This window comes from Niallia sp. FSL W8-0635 (assembly GCF_038007965.1).
GTDB lineage: Bacteria > Bacillota > Bacilli > Bacillales > Cytobacillaceae > Niallia.
Genome location: NZ_JBBOYD010000001.1, coordinates 1,258,305 through 1,278,643 on the forward strand (window position 1 = coordinate 1,258,305; position 20,339 = coordinate 1,278,643).

At 34.6% G+C, this 20,339-nt stretch carries 18 protein-coding genes, 1 tRNA gene and 1 pseudogene; 13 read left to right on the forward strand and 7 right to left on the reverse strand.

Features of this window, described 5'->3' with window-relative positions; genetic code table 11:
• Positions 1–7: 7 nt before the first annotated feature.
• Both ssuE and NYE52_RS06050 read left to right on the forward strand, forming a co-directional pair.
• A complete protein-coding gene (gene ssuE / locus NYE52_RS06045) occupies positions 8–532 on the forward strand; it encodes an NADPH-dependent FMN reductase (RefSeq protein ID WP_341192235.1) in 525 nt (174 codons plus the stop codon).
• A 103-nt stretch (positions 533–635) separates the two neighbouring features.
• A tRNA-Val gene (locus NYE52_RS06050) sits at positions 636–707 on the forward strand.
• A gap of 161 nt (positions 708–868) precedes the next feature.
• Here NYE52_RS06050 and NYE52_RS06055 read toward each other — a convergent pair.
• The 3 genes from NYE52_RS06055 to NYE52_RS06065 all read right to left on the reverse strand — a co-directional run bounded on the left by NYE52_RS06055 (position 869) and on the right by NYE52_RS06065 (position 3,281).
• Complete coding sequence (locus tag NYE52_RS06055) at positions 869–1,225, reverse strand: cyclic-phosphate processing receiver domain-containing protein (RefSeq protein WP_341192236.1); 357 nt, start codon at positions 1,223–1,225, stop codon at positions 869–871.
• Positions 1,226–1,455: 230 nt separating this feature from the next.
• Positions 1,456–1,677 carry a hypothetical protein gene (locus NYE52_RS06060; RefSeq protein ID WP_341192237.1) on the reverse strand — a complete coding sequence of 74 codons (222 nt, stop codon included), beginning with the start codon at positions 1,675–1,677 and terminating at the stop codon, positions 1,456–1,458.
• 185 nt (positions 1,678–1,862) lie between these two features.
• Positions 1,863–3,281 (reverse strand): polysaccharide deacetylase family protein, encoded by a 1,419-nt coding sequence (locus NYE52_RS06065; protein WP_341192238.1) that lies wholly within the window; start codon positions 3,279–3,281, stop codon positions 1,863–1,865.
• 270 nt (positions 3,282–3,551) lie between these two features.
• On the opposite strand from NYE52_RS06065, the gene NYE52_RS06070 reads away from it, so the two are divergent.
• Positions 3,552–4,883, forward strand: coding sequence for a GntT/GntP/DsdX family permease (locus NYE52_RS06070; RefSeq protein ID WP_341192239.1), 1,332 nt, complete (start codon positions 3,552–3,554; stop codon positions 4,881–4,883).
• Between the two features lie 214 nt (positions 4,884–5,097).
• Positions 5,098–6,147, forward strand: a complete 1,050-nt coding sequence (locus tag NYE52_RS06075) for a C45 family peptidase (RefSeq protein ID WP_341192240.1) — start codon at positions 5,098–5,100, stop codon at positions 6,145–6,147.
• A 99-nt stretch (positions 6,148–6,246) separates the two neighbouring features.
• Here the strand turns inward: NYE52_RS06075 and NYE52_RS06080 are convergent, their stop codons facing one another.
• Complete coding sequence (locus NYE52_RS06080; protein WP_341192241.1) at positions 6,247–7,092, reverse strand: MurR/RpiR family transcriptional regulator; 846 nt, start codon at positions 7,090–7,092, stop codon at positions 6,247–6,249.
• A gap of 181 nt (positions 7,093–7,273) precedes the next feature.
• Here NYE52_RS06080 and gnd point away from each other — a divergent pair, with 181 nt between their 5' ends.
• The 4 genes and pseudogenes from gnd (at position 7,274) to arr (ending at position 9,950) form a co-directional block, all read left to right on the forward strand.
• A complete protein-coding gene (gene gnd, locus NYE52_RS06085; protein ID WP_341192242.1) occupies positions 7,274–8,170 on the forward strand; it encodes a phosphogluconate dehydrogenase (NAD(+)-dependent, decarboxylating) in 897 nt (298 codons plus the stop codon).
• A gap of 100 nt (positions 8,171–8,270) precedes the next feature.
• Positions 8,271–8,595: pseudogene (locus NYE52_RS06090) on the forward strand (serine/threonine protein kinase); the annotation flags it as partial.
• A gap of 113 nt (positions 8,596–8,708) precedes the next feature.
• The gene (locus NYE52_RS06095; protein WP_341192243.1) at positions 8,709–9,017 is read left to right on the forward strand and encodes a hypothetical protein; all 309 of its coding nucleotides are present in this window, start codon (positions 8,709–8,711) and stop codon (positions 9,015–9,017) included.
• A 183-nt stretch (positions 9,018–9,200) separates the two neighbouring features.
• On the forward strand, positions 9,201–9,950 hold the full coding sequence (gene arr, locus NYE52_RS06100) for an NAD(+)--rifampin ADP-ribosyltransferase (protein WP_341192244.1): 750 nt from the start codon (positions 9,201–9,203) through the stop codon (positions 9,948–9,950).
• 461 nt (positions 9,951–10,411) lie between these two features.
• Here the strand turns inward: arr and gntK are convergent, their stop codons facing one another.
• Positions 10,412–11,956: a gluconokinase gene (gene gntK / locus NYE52_RS06105; protein ID WP_341192245.1), complete on the reverse strand. Its 1,545-nt coding sequence runs from the start codon at positions 11,954–11,956 to the stop codon at positions 10,412–10,414.
• A gap of 271 nt (positions 11,957–12,227) precedes the next feature.
• On the opposite strand from gntK, the gene NYE52_RS06110 reads away from it, so the two are divergent.
• Positions 12,228–12,479, forward strand: a complete 252-nt coding sequence (locus tag NYE52_RS06110; RefSeq protein ID WP_016204365.1) for a hypothetical protein — start codon at positions 12,228–12,230, stop codon at positions 12,477–12,479.
• Between the two features lie 3 nt (positions 12,480–12,482).
• On the opposite strand, the gene NYE52_RS06115 is transcribed toward NYE52_RS06110, so the two are convergent.
• Positions 12,483–13,352 (reverse strand): AraC family transcriptional regulator, encoded by an 870-nt coding sequence (locus tag NYE52_RS06115; RefSeq protein ID WP_341192246.1) that lies wholly within the window; start codon positions 13,350–13,352, stop codon positions 12,483–12,485.
• Positions 13,353–13,596: 244 nt separating this feature from the next.
• Here NYE52_RS06115 and NYE52_RS06120 point away from each other — a divergent pair, with 244 nt between their 5' ends.
• From NYE52_RS06120 to galT, 3 genes are read left to right on the forward strand one after another with little or no spacing between them, the layout of a single operon-like run.
• Complete coding sequence (locus NYE52_RS06120; protein WP_341192247.1) at positions 13,597–14,772, forward strand: galactokinase; 1,176 nt, start codon at positions 13,597–13,599, stop codon at positions 14,770–14,772.
• Positions 14,773–14,796: 24 nt separating this feature from the next.
• Positions 14,797–15,789 (forward strand): UDP-glucose 4-epimerase GalE, encoded by a 993-nt coding sequence (gene galE / locus NYE52_RS06125; protein WP_341192248.1) that lies wholly within the window; start codon positions 14,797–14,799, stop codon positions 15,787–15,789.
• 34 nt (positions 15,790–15,823) lie between these two features.
• Positions 15,824–17,362 (forward strand): UDP-glucose--hexose-1-phosphate uridylyltransferase, encoded by a 1,539-nt coding sequence (gene galT / locus NYE52_RS06130; RefSeq protein ID WP_341192249.1) that lies wholly within the window; start codon positions 15,824–15,826, stop codon positions 17,360–17,362.
• Positions 17,363–17,488: 126 nt separating this feature from the next.
• On the opposite strand, the gene NYE52_RS06135 is transcribed toward galT, so the two are convergent.
• Positions 17,489–19,036: a glycosyltransferase family 2 protein gene (locus NYE52_RS06135; RefSeq protein WP_341192250.1), complete on the reverse strand. Its 1,548-nt coding sequence runs from the start codon at positions 19,034–19,036 to the stop codon at positions 17,489–17,491.
• Positions 19,037–19,326: 290 nt separating this feature from the next.
• On the opposite strand from NYE52_RS06135, the gene NYE52_RS06140 reads away from it, so the two are divergent.
• Positions 19,327–20,307: a LacI family DNA-binding transcriptional regulator gene (locus NYE52_RS06140; RefSeq protein WP_341192251.1), complete on the forward strand. Its 981-nt coding sequence runs from the start codon at positions 19,327–19,329 to the stop codon at positions 20,305–20,307.
• Positions 20,308–20,339: the final 32 nt, after the last annotated feature.

A 20,339-nucleotide genomic window follows, 5' to 3' on the forward strand; every position in this document is an offset into this window, starting at 1 on the left:
GACTTCAATGACGACAGTAACCATCATAGCGGGTGGACATAAAATAGACTCAAGGTTAACAGGTATTTTACAATATACTGCTGACTTTTTAGAAAAAGAGAAGGTTGAAGTCCATGTCATACAAGTACATCAATTACCAAGCAATGCCTTGATTACTGCTGATTTTATGAATCAAGAAATCATGGAGGCAAGACAAAAAGTGGAACAAAGTGAGGGTGTCATTGTCTTGTCACCTGTATTTCAAGCGTCTTATTCAGGCATTATTAAGACGTTTCTTGATCTATTGCCACAGAAGAGTCTTCGAAACAAAACAGTGCTTCCACTAATGCTTGGAGGAAGCTATGCTCACTTATTAGTAATGGATTACGCATTAAAACCTGTTTTAGCAAATTTAGGTGCAACCAATATGTTAACAGGAGCCTATGTAACCGATAATCAAATTACAAAGCAAGATAATCAATCCTATTTACTAGATGAAGATTCGGAGACTAGGATTACCAGCCAGTTAAAGCAGTTGCTTGAAGGGATGTAGCAAGCGTGAAAAAGTGATGGTTTTGTACTGTCACTTTTATTTTTTTCTAGAATAAGGGAAGAGGACATGGTATGATTGGGGGAGAGAAAAATATTAATAATATGACTTGTTAGCTCAGTGGGAGAGCACTTGCTTGACAGGCAAGGGGTCACTGGTTCGAACCCAGTACAGGTCATTCTTTACAAAAAGGCTCAAATTCTTTTTTATTAAGGGATTTGAGCCTTTTTATATATTATTTTCAGATGGAACAAGTTCGTTTTCTTGGTCATAAAAATAAAAAGACCTCCTTGGTTTAAAACTGGAGGCGGATTGTGTTAACTGAATAGTTATTTAGCATTATCCAGAATATTTATTTGGAGTAATAGAGTAATGATAAATCTCAATATTTTCATCTATAAAACCTCTTTTTTGAGCTGCTTTAAGAGTATGAAACATATTTTCTCTTCCAACTCCATTATCAGTATGAAGGTAGATTTTATCAGCACGCAACCCATTTTCACAGATGTATTTCACCAAATCATACCCAGTAGGCAATAGATGGCCATCTGAATCTTCTCCTAAGTCATGATCAAGAGAGAGGATATGAATTTTATAATTTTTAAGATAATCTATAGCTTCTTCCATATTTCTTGCAATTGTATAGCCAATTGGACAGTCTCTTAAATCATCGACGTATAGATTGATTATGTTCATGGGTAACAACCTCTCTAATTTTTTCCTTAATAATTGTTATTTGGATAAAAATTGTTTATATGTAATCTCTCCTAGTATAAATGCACATTGCTATATTAATAGTAAAGAAATTTGGTGGTCATCCAATTTAATTTAAACTAGATTGACTATCAACGTATTAGGAAACAGTACAAGGAGAGAATAGAAGTAACTTCATGCCTTGATAAAAGGGAGAGAGATAAAACAAAAAATCAAAACAACCGTCTTCTATTCAAAGGAACATTCGGACCTAAATATGGATAATATGCTTGGGTTCCTTGTGGTCTGGGAGCGATCTTGAACATTTGTCCACCTATCATATAGTAATAACTATCTCCATTTCCTAACAGCAGTTGATTCCAAGCTCCATATGTTGGCTGAGGAAAGTTTTGATAAATCACTCCGTTAAGCCCAGTAATGATTGTTGGTTGCATAAGTGAACCTCCTTCATTGTTTGCTTTTATAATATGTAAATCATCTTAGTTAGTTGGTTGTCCATCATTAAATAGGTTTTTGTGTTATTAAAGTAACGGTATATAAAAAGCACCAAAATTTTGGTGCTCATGAAGGAAACAGGTATATTTGTTTCCTTATCCCATAAACAACTAATCTCCTCCTCTCAATTGTTTTTTCGTTCCTCTTGAATATCACGTAATTGAGAAATAGTCACTAGTTGATAGCCTTCTTTTGTAAGCTTCTCCATGATTTCTACAGCTGCATCTGCACTTTTATCATAAATATCATGCATGAGAACGATGCTTTCATCCTTTGCTTCTTTCATAACTTTGTCGACAATTTTCTTTTTCGGTGACTGTTTCCAGTCCTCTGGATCAATGGTCCAAAGAATAATCTCTTTCTCCAGCCCTTTATTTAGATCCTTTTGCATTGCTCCATATGGTGGGCGAATGAGGCTGGGTTCTAAGCCGGTTATTTCTTTTAGTAATTTATCTGTATCCTGAAACTCTTTTAAGGCTTTTTTCTTTGTCATTTTAGTGAGTAGAGGATGATCCCAAGAATGGTTTCCGATTTCATTGCCTTCCTTTATAGCTTGCTGAATGACTTCGGGATAATATTGCACCCGTTCGCCTAGAACAAAAAACGTTGCATGACCGTTATATTTCTTTAACGCGGTTAAGATTTTTTTTGTTGGTTTATTACTTGGTCCATCATCAAAAGTTAAGGCGATGACTTTTTTTGACGGATCAATTTTCGCTACATCTGGTAATTCTGTGGCCATTTTATTAGGAGTTGTTTCGGTAAGTTGATTTTTATTATTTTCTTTATCTTGATAGATTGGCAACAGTTTATCTTTTAAGATTTCTTTTTTGATAGCTAGTTCTTGAACTCCTAGCTCTATTGTAGCGACTTGATTTTCAGGGAAATAGAAAAGAATGGAATCATTTAGAACCGCAAAATTTTGAAAGTTTTCTTCTTTAGGAGCTGTTCCTAGTTTTAATAATCCTTCGTCAGCTGCAAGAACGTTATCCTTCATTAGTTCAAAATAACTAATTTTTGAAAGGCTAAATAAATAATGGCTGTTTTCTTGGAAAAGATCTTTTAGTGTAAGTTGTTTATGTGTTTGTAAATCAAATGTTAAGCTTTCTGTTTTCGAAATTCCGTTAGTCCCTGTTATATATTCATAGGTTTCAAAAAGAATAGAGATGGTTTGCTTGCTGTAATGGGTGATTGAGTAAGAAATATGTAAGGAAGTTTCTTGTGTTTTTGGGATATTGGCTTTTTGAATATGCTGATCATATTCGATAATCTTATTTGCAATATATTGCTGTAATGAGGAAGTTATCGTTTTATCTGGAAGGATAGGATAACTAGTCCAGTACCCACCGTGCTTTTTATCCTTTACATATGAATTTATTTCAATAGTTTTATAGTTTTTATCATATTGTATTTTTACCTCTGGTTTTTTGGCTGGCGGTTCAGCAGCTTTCTTTTTTTCACTTTCAAAAATTTTAAATGCAAAAAATAAAAGGCTGAGGCAAAAAAAGGATATTAAATATTTTCTCCATCTAAGGCTTTTCATGATGATTTAGCTCCTTGCTTGTAATCTATAAGTTGATCTCCATTATATAGACGTAATAGAAGGCAGATTGGTTTTACATTTAAAGAAATTTTTTGGGAAAAATTTCCTAATGCAAAGCTTGGAATAATGACAAGGATTAAACTCAATTTTTCTGGAATTTTAAGAATAAAAAATTTTCTTTAATAATGGGTTGATAAAAGAAATATTTTTTCGTATAATAAGATTATTAAATGAAAACACTTTCAAACGTAAGAGAAAAGGGGTACAAAGATGGATGCCTATTTATTAATTATTGCATTACTATCAATTGTTATTGTTATTTTAGGAGTTTCACTATTAAAGTGGCACGCTTTTATCAGTTTAACAGTTGCAAGTTTATTTCTAGCCATTTTTTCAGGATTATCTTTTGATAAGATTGTAAGCGCTTATGAAACTGGTGTTGGTGGCACATTAGGTCACTTAGTTGGAATATTAGCATTAGGAACAATTTTGGGGAAAATGCTTTCAGAATCTGGAGCAGGATTAAGAATTGCTAACTTTTTTGTAAACGTTTTTGGAGAAAAGAAATTACCTTGGGCAATGTTTTTCTCTGGCTTCATTATTGGAATTCCTGTATTTTTTGAGGTTGGTATTTTAATATTATTACCACTCGTTATTTCTATTCAAAAAGCAACAAAGAAGAACATCCTATTGATAGCATTACCTGGTATTGCTGGATTGTCTATTGTACATGGACTTGTTCCGCCACATCCAGGAGCGATTGCTGCAATCGGAATTTTTGATGCTAATTTAGGAACTGTCTTATTATATTCCTTGATTATTGCACTACCCGCTGGAATCATTGGTGGACCGTTATTTGCGAAGTGGATTAATAAGCGTGTTTTTCCAAAGGGAGAATCATCTCTTATCACAGCAGAACCATTAGCAGAAGATAAATTGCCAAGTACGGGCGTATCTTTTCTGTCTATCTTATTACCGGTTATTTTAATGATTATTGGAACCGCTGCACCTTATTTGACGATTTTCTCTGAAGGGGTAAGAAATGTACTTGCCTTTCTAGGTAGCCCATTATTAGCATTATTAATTGCTGTTTTCTTTGCTTTCTACTTCCTTGGTATACGTCAGGGAATGAATAAAGAGAGTATTAAAAAATTTACAGAAGATTGTTTTTTACCAGTTGGTTCGATTTTATTAATCATCGGAGCAGGTGGAGCGTTCAAACAAGTGTTGATTGATAGTGGAGTAGGAAGTACGATTGGAGCTATGTCAGAAAGCTTATCATTATCACCATTAGTATTAGCTTTTCTAATTGCTGGATTAATTCGAATCGCTACAGGTTCAGCAACAGTAGCATTAACAACTGCTGCAGGAATTGTTTCTCCAATCATTGCTGGAATGTCTGGAGTAAATGTGGAGCTATTAGTTATTGCAACAGGTGCTGGTTCCCTAATGTTCTCTCATGTAAATGATGCCGGATTCTGGATGGTAAAAGAATACTTAGGGTTAACAGTAGAAGAAACATTTAAAACATGGACAGTTCTCGAAACGGTATTATCATTCGTGGCATTTGCAGGAGTGTTAATATTAGATTTAGTTGTTTAATAGAAAAGCCTATAGTGGAGGCAAGAAGGATCATTTCCTTTCTTGCCTCTTTTTAGTTTAAAGAAAATTAGGAGCGTCCATTGTTTGTTTATAAACAAACAATGGACGCTCCTAATTTCGAAAATATTTACCAAAAGCAATTTACTTGTCATTAAATAAAAATATAGTATAGTTATAACTCTCCATATCGAAGTTATTTAAAGGGGAAATGTTAATGAAACAAGTATATAGTGATTTCATTCAGTTTCGGGGAAGTCATTATGATTTTGGATATATGCAAGGGCAATTATTGAAGGATTCTCCCATTTTGCCTAATCGGATAAAGCACTGGACATCTAAGCGGAAACGTTATTTTACCATAAATGAAAAAGAGTCTATTCAGCTTCTTAACAAGTTTATTCCTGGAATGCTAGCGGAAATCCATGGATTAGCGGATGCTCTTCAATGGAAAATAGAAGATGCTTTAAGGGAATTTGGCGGACATTACGTCGAATATGGACGAAGCGGCTGTTCTATATTAGCAGGCACGCGTTACTTAATTAGAAACTATGATAGCCATCCTGGTTCATATGAAGGACGTTATATGATCTATCAGCCAACAGACACTGGTTATGCAGTTATTGGTCCATCTATGCAAATAACTGGAAGAATTGATGGCATGAATGAAAAAGGCCTAGCGATGGGCTATAATTTTATAAATCGAGTTGGTTCTGGGGATGGTTTTATATGTAATATGATAGGTCGAATGATCTTAGAAACATGTGCAAATGTAGAGGAAGCAATTGCTTTATTAAAAGAAATACCTCATCGAACTTCTTTTAGCTATGTGTTATTAGATCCAGGTGGAGAAGCATATGTGGTTGAAGCAACCCCAAGGTCGGTCATTGCGAGAAAATCGAATATAAGTACTAATCACTTTGAAATGTTAAAGGAAGAAAATCGCTATCAAATGGATGATTCGATACGAAGAAAACAGAAAATCGAAGGACAGCAAGATAGTCATTCCAATGTGTATGAAGCTTTTCAAATATTGAATGATAAGGATAAAGAGGTATTTTCAAACAAGTATAATGCATGGTCTGGTACGCTACACACAGCAGCATATCTCCCAAATGAAAGAAAAGCATGGTTTGCGATTGGCAGTAATCGGATGCCTGTAATCATTGATTTTGATTCATTTTTGAAGAACCAAAAAATAAACATAAAAAGAGTTAAAGGACAGCTTGATTATGAAACTCCTTTTATTAATATGGAGATAATATAGCAGCTTGAATAGGGTAAGGGAGTTAATTATGGATCAACCATAACTAACTCCCTTTTTTGGCTTTGTTGAAACTCGGAAGTAGAAAATATAGTTGTTACCTTATATTCTTGTATCGGATATAGCATTTCTGATTCTTTCTAATGACTGATTTGCAACACTTTTATTTAAAATCATCACATTCACATATAAAGCATCAATTAAACTAAGCTGACCAATTCTTGAGGATAATGCTTCTGAACGGTATTCAGTTTCTTCAGAGCTTGTGAATAGAGCTACATCTGAATTCTGACCAATTGGTGATTTCGGATATCCGGTAATACCAATTGTTTTGGCACCGTTATTTTTTGCTGTTTTCATTATGTTAATAGTATCTTTATTAGTGCCAGAGTGCGAAATAATGACAGCGACATCATTTTCTGAAAGCTGAGAAGATGACATGAGCTGAAAATGAGAGTCAACGAATGAAAACGCTTTAATTCCAGTTCGAACAAATTTATGGAAAGCATCCATTGCGATAACTGCTGAACCACCTGTACCATAAAACTCCACACGTTTTGCTTGTAAAAGTAATTCAACCGCTTTTTGAATGGAATGTCCGTTGAGTATTTCCAATGTATTTTCTAGTGTTCGTACATTTGATTTAAACACTTTTTCGGTAACGGTTTTGACACTATCATTTTCGCTAATTTCCTCATGGATTTGTTGAATAGGTTCAATTACTTCAGAAGCTAAAGCTATTTTCATTGCTTGATAGCCTTTAAAACCAATTCGTTTGCAGAAACGAAAAACAGTTGCATCTGCAACGCCTAAATCTTCTGCTAATTCATTGATGGTGGAATGAATGATTTTTTCTGGATGTTCAAGAATATAATCAGCGATTTTTTTTTCTTTTTCACTTAGTCTAGCGTAATAGGAACGAATTTTCCCAAGACAATTTTGCGCCATCGACTTCTTTCCTTTCCAAATTAATATAGTTGTAGTATAACACAATTAGTCTCTTGAAAAAAAATTTCTTGTTATAAGAATTATTTTCGAAAAATATTCGTAAAGGGGGTATTAATTTCAAAAAAAATTCCGTATAATAATAGATAGAGAGAAATATTTTTTCAAAAGGAGAGAATAACGCATGAATATAGGTCTTATTGGTTTAGGAAAAATGGGATATAACTTAGCTTTAAATATGGTGGATCATAAGTATAGTGTAACAGCTTTTGATATAAATGAAAGCGCTGTAAAAGAAATTTCTCATAAAAATGTAACTGGAGTATATACAATTGAGGAGTTAGTGAAAAATTTACCTGCTCCAAGAGTAATTTGGCTAATGGTTCCTGCTGGAGAAGTAACGGAAAATGTTTTACGTGAAGTAAAGAAATATGTGGAATCGGGAGATATTATTATCGATGGTGGAAATTCTCATTATAAGGACTCAAAAAGAAGAGGACTTGATTTAGAAGAACTTGGTGTTTTCTATTTAGATGTTGGCACAAGCGGCGGGGTAGATGGGGCTAGAAATGGCGCTTGTATGATGATCGGTGGGAATAAAGAAATATTTGATAAAGTAGAAGAACTATTTAAAGAACTATGTGTGGAAAATGGATATACGTATGCTGGTGTATCTGGCAGCGGTCATTTTCTAAAGATGGTTCACAACGGAATTGAGTACGGCATGATGCAATCTATTGCAGAAGGTTTTGAGCTGTTGGAAAAAAGTGAGTATGATTTTGATAACGAAGGAGTGGCAAAGGTTTGGAATAACGGCTCTGTCATTCGTTCTTGGTTAATGGAATTAACGCAAAATGCTTTTTCTAAGGATCCAAAGCTTGAAGGAATTAAAGGAGTAATGCATTCCTCCGGAGAAGGAAAATGGACGTTAGAAACAGCATTAGACTTACAAACTGCTATGCCAGTTACAGCATTATCTTTAATGATGCGTTATCGTTCTTTAGAAGAAGATACTTTCTCAGGTAAAGTTGTTGCATCTTTACGAAATGAATTTGGTGGACATAGTGTAGAATCAAAATAAAACCAAAAGTCCTTTAGCATGTATGGTTGCTGAAGGGCTTTTTTATAGAAAAGAGACAGTCTATAGTTGTTGTTAGATTAAGAAGGTAAACATTATTGTTACAAAGATTTGTGATATTGATTTATATAAGAAAAAACCATTTACTAATACAATGGGACGAATATGGGGTTCATCAAGATTCATGCCACCAGAAGAATTTAAATTAGGTGCTAGAATAGACGAAAAATCAAATGTATTTAACATGGCAGCAATCGCATTTGGGATGTTAGGTGGAGAACTTGACCGATCCATTTCAAAGTGGGATGCAGGACAGGAACTTTATCAAGAAGCAAGTAAAGCTGTTAAATTAGATAGAATTAGATAGATATTCGACAATAGAAGAGTTCCTATCTGTTTTGAATGTCATATCAAAAGGGGAAGTGTGAAAAAGTATACTTAAACTAACGGGGCAGGATAGCGCAAGAAGGAATCGGTAAAACACTCATCGAACTAAAGTTAGGTTTAGTATATTAAATCAGAATGAGGTGATTACAGAAAAATGGATAATAAGATGGATTATTTTAAAGAGGCATTAAAAGGATACTGTAGAAGGCAAGGTATATCACCACAAAGAAAGAGATTTTCAAGAGTTGAGGGATTTGTAACTATTAGTATAAAGAATGAGGCGGAAAGTGGATTAGATACAAATTGCTTTAAGGTACTTAATTTCATTTTGAGTGCTATTGGACCAACAAGGACCAAATTCAGCCAAACACCGATATTATTTGCTAATTCAGATAGGGTTGACAGAATAGATATTACAATGAAAGAAGAGGAATATATAGAATTCCTAAACAAACTTTTTTAAATAATAAAATAATATATAAAGTAACAAGGCTATTGTATGTCTTATTATAGAAATGCTTAAGACATTTAGCGGAATAAATTTATTTTTTAAAAATTTCACAGGGAAGGCATGGTCTTTTAGATAAAGGGTTTTGAAGAAATGTAGTTCAAAAATGTGATTTCATTAATTTGGAGGTAAGATTAGATGAATATAAAATTTGACCCAAACAACGCCGTTATTAAACTCTGTATGAGTGGGATGAACATGGAAGATGGCGGAAATGTTGAAGGTGCAACGACAATGTTTCATCAAGCATGGCAGGAAGCAAAAGACGACTATGAAAGGTTTATTGCAGCTTATCATTTGGCTCGTATACAAAAGAGTATTACAGACAAATTGAAATGGATGGAAACCTCTTTACAGTGTGCACTAAATATAAATGATGATAATGTTAAGAGTGCATACTCAACGTTATATTTAAACATTGCCAAATGCTATGAGGAGTTATGTGATTCTGATAATGCAAAAAGAAATTATGAATTGTCAAACTCATATAACGGTGTACCTACTGATGAAGGACCTTTTTATCATGGGACAAAGGCAGATTTACAGGTTGGTGATTTGCTGACAGCGGGTGGAAATTCAAATTACAAACCTGGGCTTAAAATGAACCACATTTATTTCACTGCTAATGCTAATGGTGCAGGACTTGCAGCAGCATTAGCAAAAGGAGAAGGAAGAGAACGCGTTTTTAAAATAGAACCAACAGGTGAATTTGAAAACGACCCAAATGTTACTGACAAAAAGTTCCCGGGTAACTTAACACGATCTTATCGTTCTCAAGATCCTTTAAGAATTATTGGTGAAGAAACTGAGTGGGCGAAACTGACAACTACGGAGCGAAGTAAATGGCGCAAAAATTTAGACAAAAACAAGGGCGATATTATTAACTGAACGTATTTCAAATGGAATAAAATAGTTACTTTTTTTACAATTACCAATATTCCGCAATCGGTGGCGTTTCTGAAATAACAGGAACGCTTTTTCCTTATTAGTATCTCGGTAGGTGTTGTATCTATAATTTTGTTTTTAGTTACCTTGCTGGATTAAAAAACAAAAAACAGAACAATTGTCAATATGTAGGAAGTAAGGATGGTTTTGTTGACACGATTGTTATTTCTATTTTTTCTTGTGCTCAATCGAAAAAATAAAAAGAAGGTTTGCCATACTTTTTAAGTTTGTGAACAAATGCACTTAAACTATAGGGTGCTTTTGTTCAAAAAGATAATAGTAAAATATAAAAACGCTTGGAAAGTCCAAGCGTTTTTGCATGTCATTTGGCGTGCTTTTAACAGGAGAATATAATCTAACCTTTTCTCCAAATTATCTGAGCTACCTACTAGCTGCAGAAAACCTTATTTCACCCATTTATTCTGAAACGATGCTATTGCATCATATTCTTGCTCTAATGCTCGAGATATACGTATATAAATAGCTGTTAAATCCTGATAGATATCAACATTTTCTTGAATTGGCTGATGGGAGTGTGTACTACCAACTAATTGTTTCATAATCGAGAAGTCATGAATTTCTCCCAATGCATACATGCCTAAAACGATGGCCCCAAGACAAGAGCTTTCAAAGCTTTCTGGAACGACTACTTCTTGATCAAAAATATCTGCCATCATTTGTCTCCATAGTTCAGAACGAGCAAATCCACCTGTTGCTTGAATTTGCTTTGGTGCTCCAATCACTTCCTGTAAAGCTAACATAACTGTATAAAGATTTAGGATAACTCCTTCTAATACAGCTCTAACCATATGCTCTTTTTTATGATGTAAGCCTAGTCCAAAGAAGGATCCTCTTGCATTAGAATTCCACAATGGCGCTCTTTCTCCAGCTAGATATGGATGGAATAATAAACCATCCGCACCAGGTGTGACCCGGGAAGCAATCTTTGTTAGAACTTCATATGGATCAATTCCAAGTCTTTTTGCTGTTTCCACTTCTGAAGAGGCCAATTCATCGCGCACCCATCGGAAAGTCATACCACCATTATTTACAGGGCCTCCAACTACCCAATGATCTTCTGTTAAGCAATAGCAAAAGATTCTTCCTTTTGGATCTGTTACCGGTTTATCGGTTACAGTACGAATTGCACCGCTTGTACCGATTGTCACTGCAACAACGCCTGGGTCAATAGCATTTACTCCAAGATTAGAAAGAACACCATCACTTGCCCCTACAACAAATGGTGTTTCTGCCGGGATGCCAATTTCTGTTGCGTATTTATCCTTTAGTCCCGTTAAATAATGGGTAGTAGGAACAGGCTTTGCTAATTGCTCAGGTTTTACACCAGCAACCTCTAATGCTTCTGTATCCCAATTTAATTGTTCTAGATTAAACATTCCAGTTGCAGAAGCAATGGAATAATCAATGACAAATTTGTTAAATAAGCGATAGAAGATATATTCTTTAATTCCAATAAATTTAGTCGCCTTTGTAAAAATGTCTGGTTGATCATTTCTTAACCAAGTTAATTTGGATAAAGGGGACATAGGATGAATCGGTGTTCCTGTTCTACGATATATTTCTAAGCCATTATGTTCTTCTTTGATTTTTTTCGCCCAAGAAGAAGCACGACTATCTGCCCAAGTAATGCATCGTGTTAAAGGCTTTCCGGTTTCATCTAATGCAATGACACTATGCATGGCAGAGCTAAAGGATACTAATTTTAGATTTTTCGTATCAACCTTAGCCTTTTTTATAGCAGTCTTCATTGTCTCTAATACAGCCTGAAAAATTTGCTCTGGGTCTTGCTCAGCAATTGCCGGTGCAGGGCTATGTAAGGGATATTCTACATGATGCATGCTTAATACTTTACCAGCTTCTGCAAATAGAACAGATTTTGTACTTGTTGTACCGATGTCTACACCTAAATATAGGGATGATAAGCTCATTATAAAAACTCCTTTTTGCGAGAATGTAAAAAATATTTCATAAAAATTATTTTATTTAGAAAAAAAATTCTTTATTTATATTTTAATAGATATATATTTATTTTGAAACTGTTTTCATGAATTATTTTAAATTAATTTGTCGATTTTTTTGGATTGTCGGGATTTGATTCCCTAATCTAATGATTAGTTGTAAATATTTGCTTCGATTTTAGTAAAACCAAAGCAAAAATATGCTAAGATAAAATCATCTTACGTGTAAGGAGTTTTTTGAATGAATAACGAAATGGAAACGATATATGAGGCTATTTATAATCAAATACTCCATTATCAAAAACAGCTAGAAACCATTTATAGTCAAAATTCAGATGCGATGCAAGAAGCGGATCAAGAGCAGTTTATTCGCATATCCTTTGCTCTTCAAGCTTCTAAAGATATTCTTGAAAATATGCTGACACCGGGGAAGAAGCTGAACTTTATTTATGAAAAAGGGATGTTCAGCTTGGAAATGTTTGATGAAAAATAAGATTTAGAGAAGAATATCCTCACTTGGACGAATATTCTTCTTGCGAAATTGGCCTGGTGTCATGCCAGTAGATTTTCGAAATACCTTTGTAAAATAGTTTGCGTTTGCAAAGCCTATTTGAACGGAAATATCCTCGATGGAATATTTTGTTTGATATAATAACTCTGCTCCTTTTATAATCCTGATATTCGTTAAATACTGGATTGGTGTAATACCAAGCACTTTTTTAAATAAACGGGTGAAATGGAAGCGGGAAAGTTTAGCAGCCTCAGCCATATCATCAGGTCCAATTGGTTTATCATAGTGATTTTGCGCAAATAGTGTTGCATTTAATATACTTTCCGGTAATGGAATAGCTCCCATGTTTTGCTTATATTGATATACTTCCATTACAAATGCATAAGCAAGGCTGGAAGCTTGGTAAGCATTCGTTATATTTTTTTCATTTGCTAGTTGATAAATGTGAAGAAGTTGCTGAATCGGTGAAGAGTCAGAACCTAATTGTATAATGAATTGGTTATTTTCGGTAAAGGAATGCCAACATTTTTTTACCATTTCCCCATATAGGGTAATAAAAATGAATTCCCAATGCTCACTATATTGTGGTAGGTAATATCTGTATTCCTCTGAAATATCAATTAAAAATGCCTTTCCAGCAGTCAATTTATGATCTTTCCCGCCAATTTCAATAGCTCCCATTCCGGAAATGGTATATTGAAAAACATACATACTTTCTTCTTTACGCTTTTTTCCCTTCCAATTATAAAGATGCGAGGACTGGTTCTCCCATCCAATCGACCAAATTTGGGCAACCTCTTTTGTAATTTTTTCCGTAAACCTATATGCAAATACATTATTATCTTTTTTAGGCAAAGAGAAAGCCCCTTTCTTAAGTGAAGGTTACATAGGTAGATACTTGCCTTGATATTGTAATTTAGAAAATGGTTTCATAATTGAATTTTATAAGAAATAATAAAATGAAACAGCAAATTATTACCCTTTATCCTTTCTTATTTTACCATTGAGAGTGTAAGGATTGAAGCATAAAATAAAAATGTAAACGGTTCAATAATAACGTGATAGTAAATAATCGTTCATATATAAAGGAGAGATAAAAATGACAAAGAATTTACTTGCAACTTTTACAGATATTTTTAGCGAAGGAGAAACAAAAATACGTACTTTTTTCGCGCCGGGGCGTGTGAATTTAATAGGGGAACATACAGATTATAATGGAGGGCATGTTTTTCCTTGTGCCTTATCAATTGGTACAACAGCGATCGTTCGAAAAAGAAAGGATAGAATGATTCAGTTCTATTCCACTAATTTTACTCAATTAGGTGTTTTAAAGGTTTCCTTAGATAAATTAGTTTATGATCAAGCAGATGATTGGGCGAATTACCCAAAAGGAGTTATTGCGATACTTGAACAGCATGGGTATAAACTAGATTCTGGATTTGATGTCTTATATGAAGGGAAAATTCCAAACGGTGCAGGCTTATCTTCCTCTGCTTCCATTGAAGTAGTGACGGCTATTATGTTAAATGAGTTATATTCTTTATCAATTGACAGAATCTCTCTAGTGAAAATGTGTCAGCAGGCAGAAAACGAATTTATTGGTGTAAGCTGTGGCATTATGGATCAATTTGCGATTGGGATGGGAAAAGAAAAACATGCTATTTTACTAGACTGCGATAAGCTAGATTATACCTACAGCCCACTTGATTTAGAAGATGCGTCGTTAATTATTGCTAATACTAACAAACGTAGGGGCTTAGCTGATTCTAAATATAATGAGAGACGAGGAGAATGTGAAAGAGCATTAAAAGACTTGCAGGAAGATTTAGATATTCGTTCATTAGGAGAATTAACGCCAGTTGAATTTGATAGGAATGCACATCTAATCAAGCAAGATGTCGATAGACGGAGAGCGAAGCATGCTGTATATGAAAATGCTAGAACTATAGAGGCGGTTAAAAAACTACAAGCTGGTGATATAACGGCCTTTGGACAATTGATGAACGCATCACATATTTCCTTGAGAGATGACTATGAAGTTACCGGAAAAGAATTGGATGCTTTAGTGGAGGCAGCTTGGGAGCAAGAAGGTGTCATTGGTTCTCGTATGACAGGTGCAGGCTTTGGTGGCTGTACGATCAGTATTGTGAATAACGAATATATTGATGCCTTTATCGAAACAGTAGGAGGGAAGTACGAAGAGCAGACAGGATTAAAGGCAGACTTTTATGTTGTTCAAGTTGGAGATGGCGCAAAAGAAATTATTGGAGAGTAGGAGTTAATAAAGGAGGAATAAGAAATGGCGATTTTAGTATGTGGTGGTGCAGGCTATATCGGGAGTCATATGGTGTCTGAATTATTAGACCGAGGGGAAGAAGTAATTGTTGTTGATAATCTTCAAACCGGGCATAAAGCAGCCGTATTAGAAGATGCAACTCTTTATATTGGCGATTTACGAGACGAACATTTCTTAGACGATGTGTTTAAGAAACATACGATTGATGCGGTTGTCCATTTTGCTGCTGACTCCTTAGTTGGGGAAAGTGTGACGAATCCATTGAAGTATTATGACAATAATGTATATGGTGCTATGTCTCTATTAAAGGTCATGCATGCAAATGATGTGAAGAAAATTGTTTTCTCTTCGACTGCAGCAACCTATGGTGAAGCGGAGAATTTCCCGATACAAGAGAGTGACCCTACCATTCCAACAAATCCATATGGTGAGACAAAGCTTGCGATTGAAAAAATGTTAAAGTGGACAGAAGAAGCATATGGGATTCATTATGTTGCGCTAAGATACTTTAATGTTGCTGGAGCACATATGGACGGAAAAATAGGAGAAGATCATTTTCCTGAAACACATCTTATTCCGATTATTTTACAAGTGGCATTAGGAAGTAGAGAAGCTATTAGCATCTTTGGCGATGATTATGATACACATGACGGAACATGTATAAGGGATTATATTCATGTCACTGATTTAGCGAATGCCCATATACTTGCATTGGAAAAATTAGAAAAAGATGAGACAAGCGGAATATACAATTTAGGTAGTGGAACAGGATTTACAGTGAAGGAAGTAATTGAAGCAACTAGAAAGGTAACAGGACATCCTATCCCAACTGTAATTGCACCTAGAAGAGCAGGGGATCCTGCCCGGTTAGTTGCTTCATCAGAAAAAGCAAAAGCAGAATTAGGCTGGGAACCACAATATACTTCTTTAGAAAAAATGATTGGTAGTGCATGGAGATGGTTCCAAGAAAATCCGGAAGGCTATAAAGATAGATAATGAGGAATAACGAAGAAGAAAGGAGCGATGGTAGATGACAACAACTATTTTTCATCTTGTAGAACAATTGCTTCATTATGGACTAAAATCAAACTTAATAACAAGCTGGGATATAGATGTCGTACGAAATAAAATACTTGAAATCTTAGAATTGGATGATTTTATCCCATCTGAACAGAATCCAGTAATGGAAACAGATTTGCGCATTATTTTAGACAATATTCTAGATTGGGCAGCAGAAAATAGCCGCTTAGAAGAAAATACGATTACGAACAGGGATTTATTTGACACAAAATTAATGGGATCCTTTGTCCCATTGCCATCTGAAATAAATAATAGGTTCGAAATGTTATACAAAGAAAAGGGACCAAAGCAAGCAACAAGTTGGTTTTATGATTTTTCGAAAAAGGTAGATTATATTCGAACCGATCGAATTGCCAAAAATGAAGAATGGTTGGCAGAAACAAGTTACGGGGAACTAGAGATTACGATTAATTTATCCAAACCAGAAAAAGATCCGAAAGAAATCGCTGCAGCGAAAAAACTAAAGCAGGGGTCTTATCCAAAATGTTTGCTATGCAAAGAGAATGCTGGTTATGCAGGAAGAGTCAATCATCCTGCTAGACAAAATCATCGTATTGTACCAGTAACATTAGAAGGGGAACAATGGTTTCTGCAATTTTCGCCATATGTTTATTATAATGAGCATGCCATATGCTTTTCCGAGCAGCATGAACCAATGACTATTTCCAAAAGGACATTTGCAAGATTATTAGACTTTGTTAAACAATATCCACATTATTTCATTGGTTCCAATGCAGACCTTCCAATTGTTGGGGGTTCGATTCTCACACATGAGCATTTTCAAGGGGGATTTCATGATTTTCCGATGGCAAAGGCTGAAATAGAAACAGTCTTTACCCTTGACCGTTTTCCCACTATACAAGCAGGAACCGTCAAATGGCCAATGTCTGTTCTTCGATTACAAGGAGAAGATATACAAGAATTAGTGGAAGCATCTGATTGTATTTTAAAGGAATGGATCAACTATAGTGATGAAAGGGTAGATATTATTGCGTACACAGATGGTACTCGCCATAATACAATTACCCCGATTGCCAGAATGCAAAATGGATTATATGAAATCGATTTAGTGTTGCGCAATAACCGCACAAATGAGGACCATCCATTCGGTATATTCCATCCACATGAAGAGGTCCATGCGATTAAACATGAGAATATCGGTCTTATTGAAGTGATGGGGTTAGCAGTGTTGCCAGGACGTTTAAAAGAAGAAATGAGCCTGCTTGCAGACAAAATTTTATATGCTAATTTTGAGGAAAGCATCAAGGAAGAACCTACCATCATAAAACATTTAAACTGGGCAAAAGCAGTAAAAGAGAAAAACCCACAGATTACAAAAGAAAATGTACACTCCATTTTACAAATGGAAATAGGAATTGTATTTGAAACTATTTTGCATCATGCAGGTGTATTTAAAAGGGATGACGAAGGTACAAAAGCCTTTCATCGATTTATAGAGACACTGCAAAAAAATACAGTGAAAAAATAAAAAAAGATTGGTTTAGAGAGACGGACGTTCACTATACGTGGAAAGAATGTGATTGTCCGTCTCGGAATACAATTTTCACTGTATGAAAATATAATTTCAAACTAATCTATTCTTAATTTTTGTCTATCAAAGAACCTTTAATGCCAAATGATTATGAATCGTTTTATAAAAATGATGGTTATCTGTTTGCTGTTTTTTTAACCGAAGCTTTGGATTCGGAATATGTAACTGCATTTTGTGATAGTCTCGATACGATAAATAAATAGTGTAAACGGATTTCCCAAAAGGAGCAAAGAATGCTTCGGGTATCATAATTCTTTTCAAAGCTCCCTCATATGGTTCAAGCTGAAAGGAAAACTGTTTATGCATATTGTTTCGATCCCGGAAAAGTATCTGCTCCATGTCTTCTGGATAATCACCTGCTATGCCAATATCGAACCGGAAGAAGCCGTTAGCGTATTCGCAATTTACTAATTCTGCATACATGGGCACTTTAATATAGTTATACGGTGTGCTTAAAGGGGAAACCCAATAAGCGATACCATCTTTTACAATATGCTTTTTACTTTTTTCTAGATTCATCCACTTAAATAATGTTTCGATATCTTTATAGCGCTTTTGAAGAAATAATTGATAACAAACTTTATTATAGGGATGAAAAAAATGGTCACTGATTTCATAATCCAAGGAAGAAGTCGTCCGTAACATTTTTTTCATGGTTGAAATATATGCTTTTCTTTTTAAAAATTCATCCATTTTTTCTTTATAAGTTTGAGCAGCCTCACTTCTTAGTGTATGATATCGATTCATAAAACCATTAAAGCAATCAAATTCATAAAGCCGATTAAAAATCATTTTTTTTACTTCTTCATCCATCTCTTTCTGTTTAAAATAGTGAATGACTTTTCTATTGCAACGCATTTTATTTAAAGCGTTTGTTCTTCTGGTCAAAGACTCTTGATTGTCATCCAAGCGATTTAAATAATAGACAATCGACTCCGTTGTAGAAATTTTCTTGCAGTTAGTAAGGACTTCCATGAAAAACTGCTTATCCTCTGCATATTTCATCTCTGGAAACTTAATTTGATTTTTTTTAATAATACTAGATTTCATCAATCTTGCTCTAGGTCCTAGATGATGAAAAATATGTGGGATACTTGTTGGATGTATACTTCGTCTTTCTTTCCATGATTCATGTTCTGCTACAATCGCGCTTTTATTAGATGTAACTCTAATTGTCTTTCCGACGGCATAATCATCGTCGGTTTCATTCAAAACACTATAAAGCTTTTCTAAACCGGTTTTCTCAAACCAATCATCTGCATCTAAAAAAGTTAAATAGGGGGCAGATGAAAGCTCGATTCCTAAATTTCTAGGATAGGCAGGGGTCCCGCTATTTTTGGCAAGAAGGGCGAGTTTAATATTTGGATGTTCTTTAACAAATGATTTTAAAATGGAACGAGTCTGATCTTTAGAACCATCGTCAACGATTATATACTCAATTTGTGGCATAATAGATTGCTGTAATACCGATTCAATGGTGTGCTTGATCGTTTTTTCATTATTATATACGGGTGTAATAACAGAAATAAGAGGCTGATTTAAATAGCGATCACTTTGATATAAATCATAGTTATATTTATGTTTTTTTGGAAATGGTGATATATTTTTCATTGGTTACCCTACCTTTATAATTAAAGCTAAATGAAGCTCCTACTAGCAATCATTATGAATCAACGAGCAAAAAGCTATACTTCCATAAGTAGAAAAAATAGTTAATACGATATTATTATTATCCTGTATAATAAAGGTAGAAAAGAAGTAGGCAAGAGTGGAAGCGGCTAGAAGGAAATTAGATACATAAGTACCAGTAAATGAAAGGGCTTTCTGTTTTTGTGATGATAGGGAGATAGGAGGCACTTACCCTTTATTTTTGTTAATGCAATGTATAAGGAGGTTTATAGGTGACAACGATTGGTGATATTGCAAAACTTGCAGGTGTAGCGAAGAGTACAGTTTCTCGTTATTTAAATGATGGTTCTGTAAGTGAGGCAACAAAACGAAAAATACAACATATTATTAAGGAAACGGGCTATATGCCTAATGCATTCGCCCAAAGCTTAAAGGCAAAGAAAACAAATATCATTGGGACTATTGTTCCTCGACTAGATTCATATGCTTCCTCACGAACATTAATTGGTATAGATGAAGAATTAAAGACTATGAATTATCAAATGTTAATTTCCCATTCCAATCTTGACTTAGAACGGGAAATTGAAAATATCCACTCTTTAGTTAGACAGAAGGTAGCAGGAATTATTTTATTAGCGACGGAAATAACGGAACATCACTTAGCAATTATAAAGCAGGTAGGTATTCCAGTGCTAATAGTAGGACAGCAGCATAAGGAGATTCCTAGTTTAATTCATAATGATTACGAAGCAGCCTATGAAGTAGGGAAATATGTTATATCTCAAGGACATAAAAAAATTGCTTTCCTTGGAGTTAATGAAAAAAATGTTGCGATTGGAATCGAAAGAAAAGACGGCTTTAAAAAAAGTATAGAGGATGGTGAAGGGATGGATGTAAGATTTTTTGAAACAAATCGAAATAGTTCAGAGTCGTTTTCTATTGTTTCAGAAATAATGGATACATTCAGTCCGAGTATAATTGTTTGTGCAACAGATAATCTTGCAATCAAAACAATGAAAGCGGTTTATTCAAGGGGCGTTTCGATTCCGAATGATCTTTCAATTACTGGTTTTGGTGGATATGAAATGACGGAAATGATTCACCCCGGTATAACAACGGCTAAGTTTTTTTATAAAGATGCTGGTAATCTTGCAGCTAGAAAGATGCTTAGTCTTATAAGAGGTGAGGATACTCCGATGAAAACTGTATCAGGATTTGAAATTATTTATCGGGAAAGTGTTAGAAAGATTTAGCGGGGAATTTAAATGGTATTTGGTTATAGAAA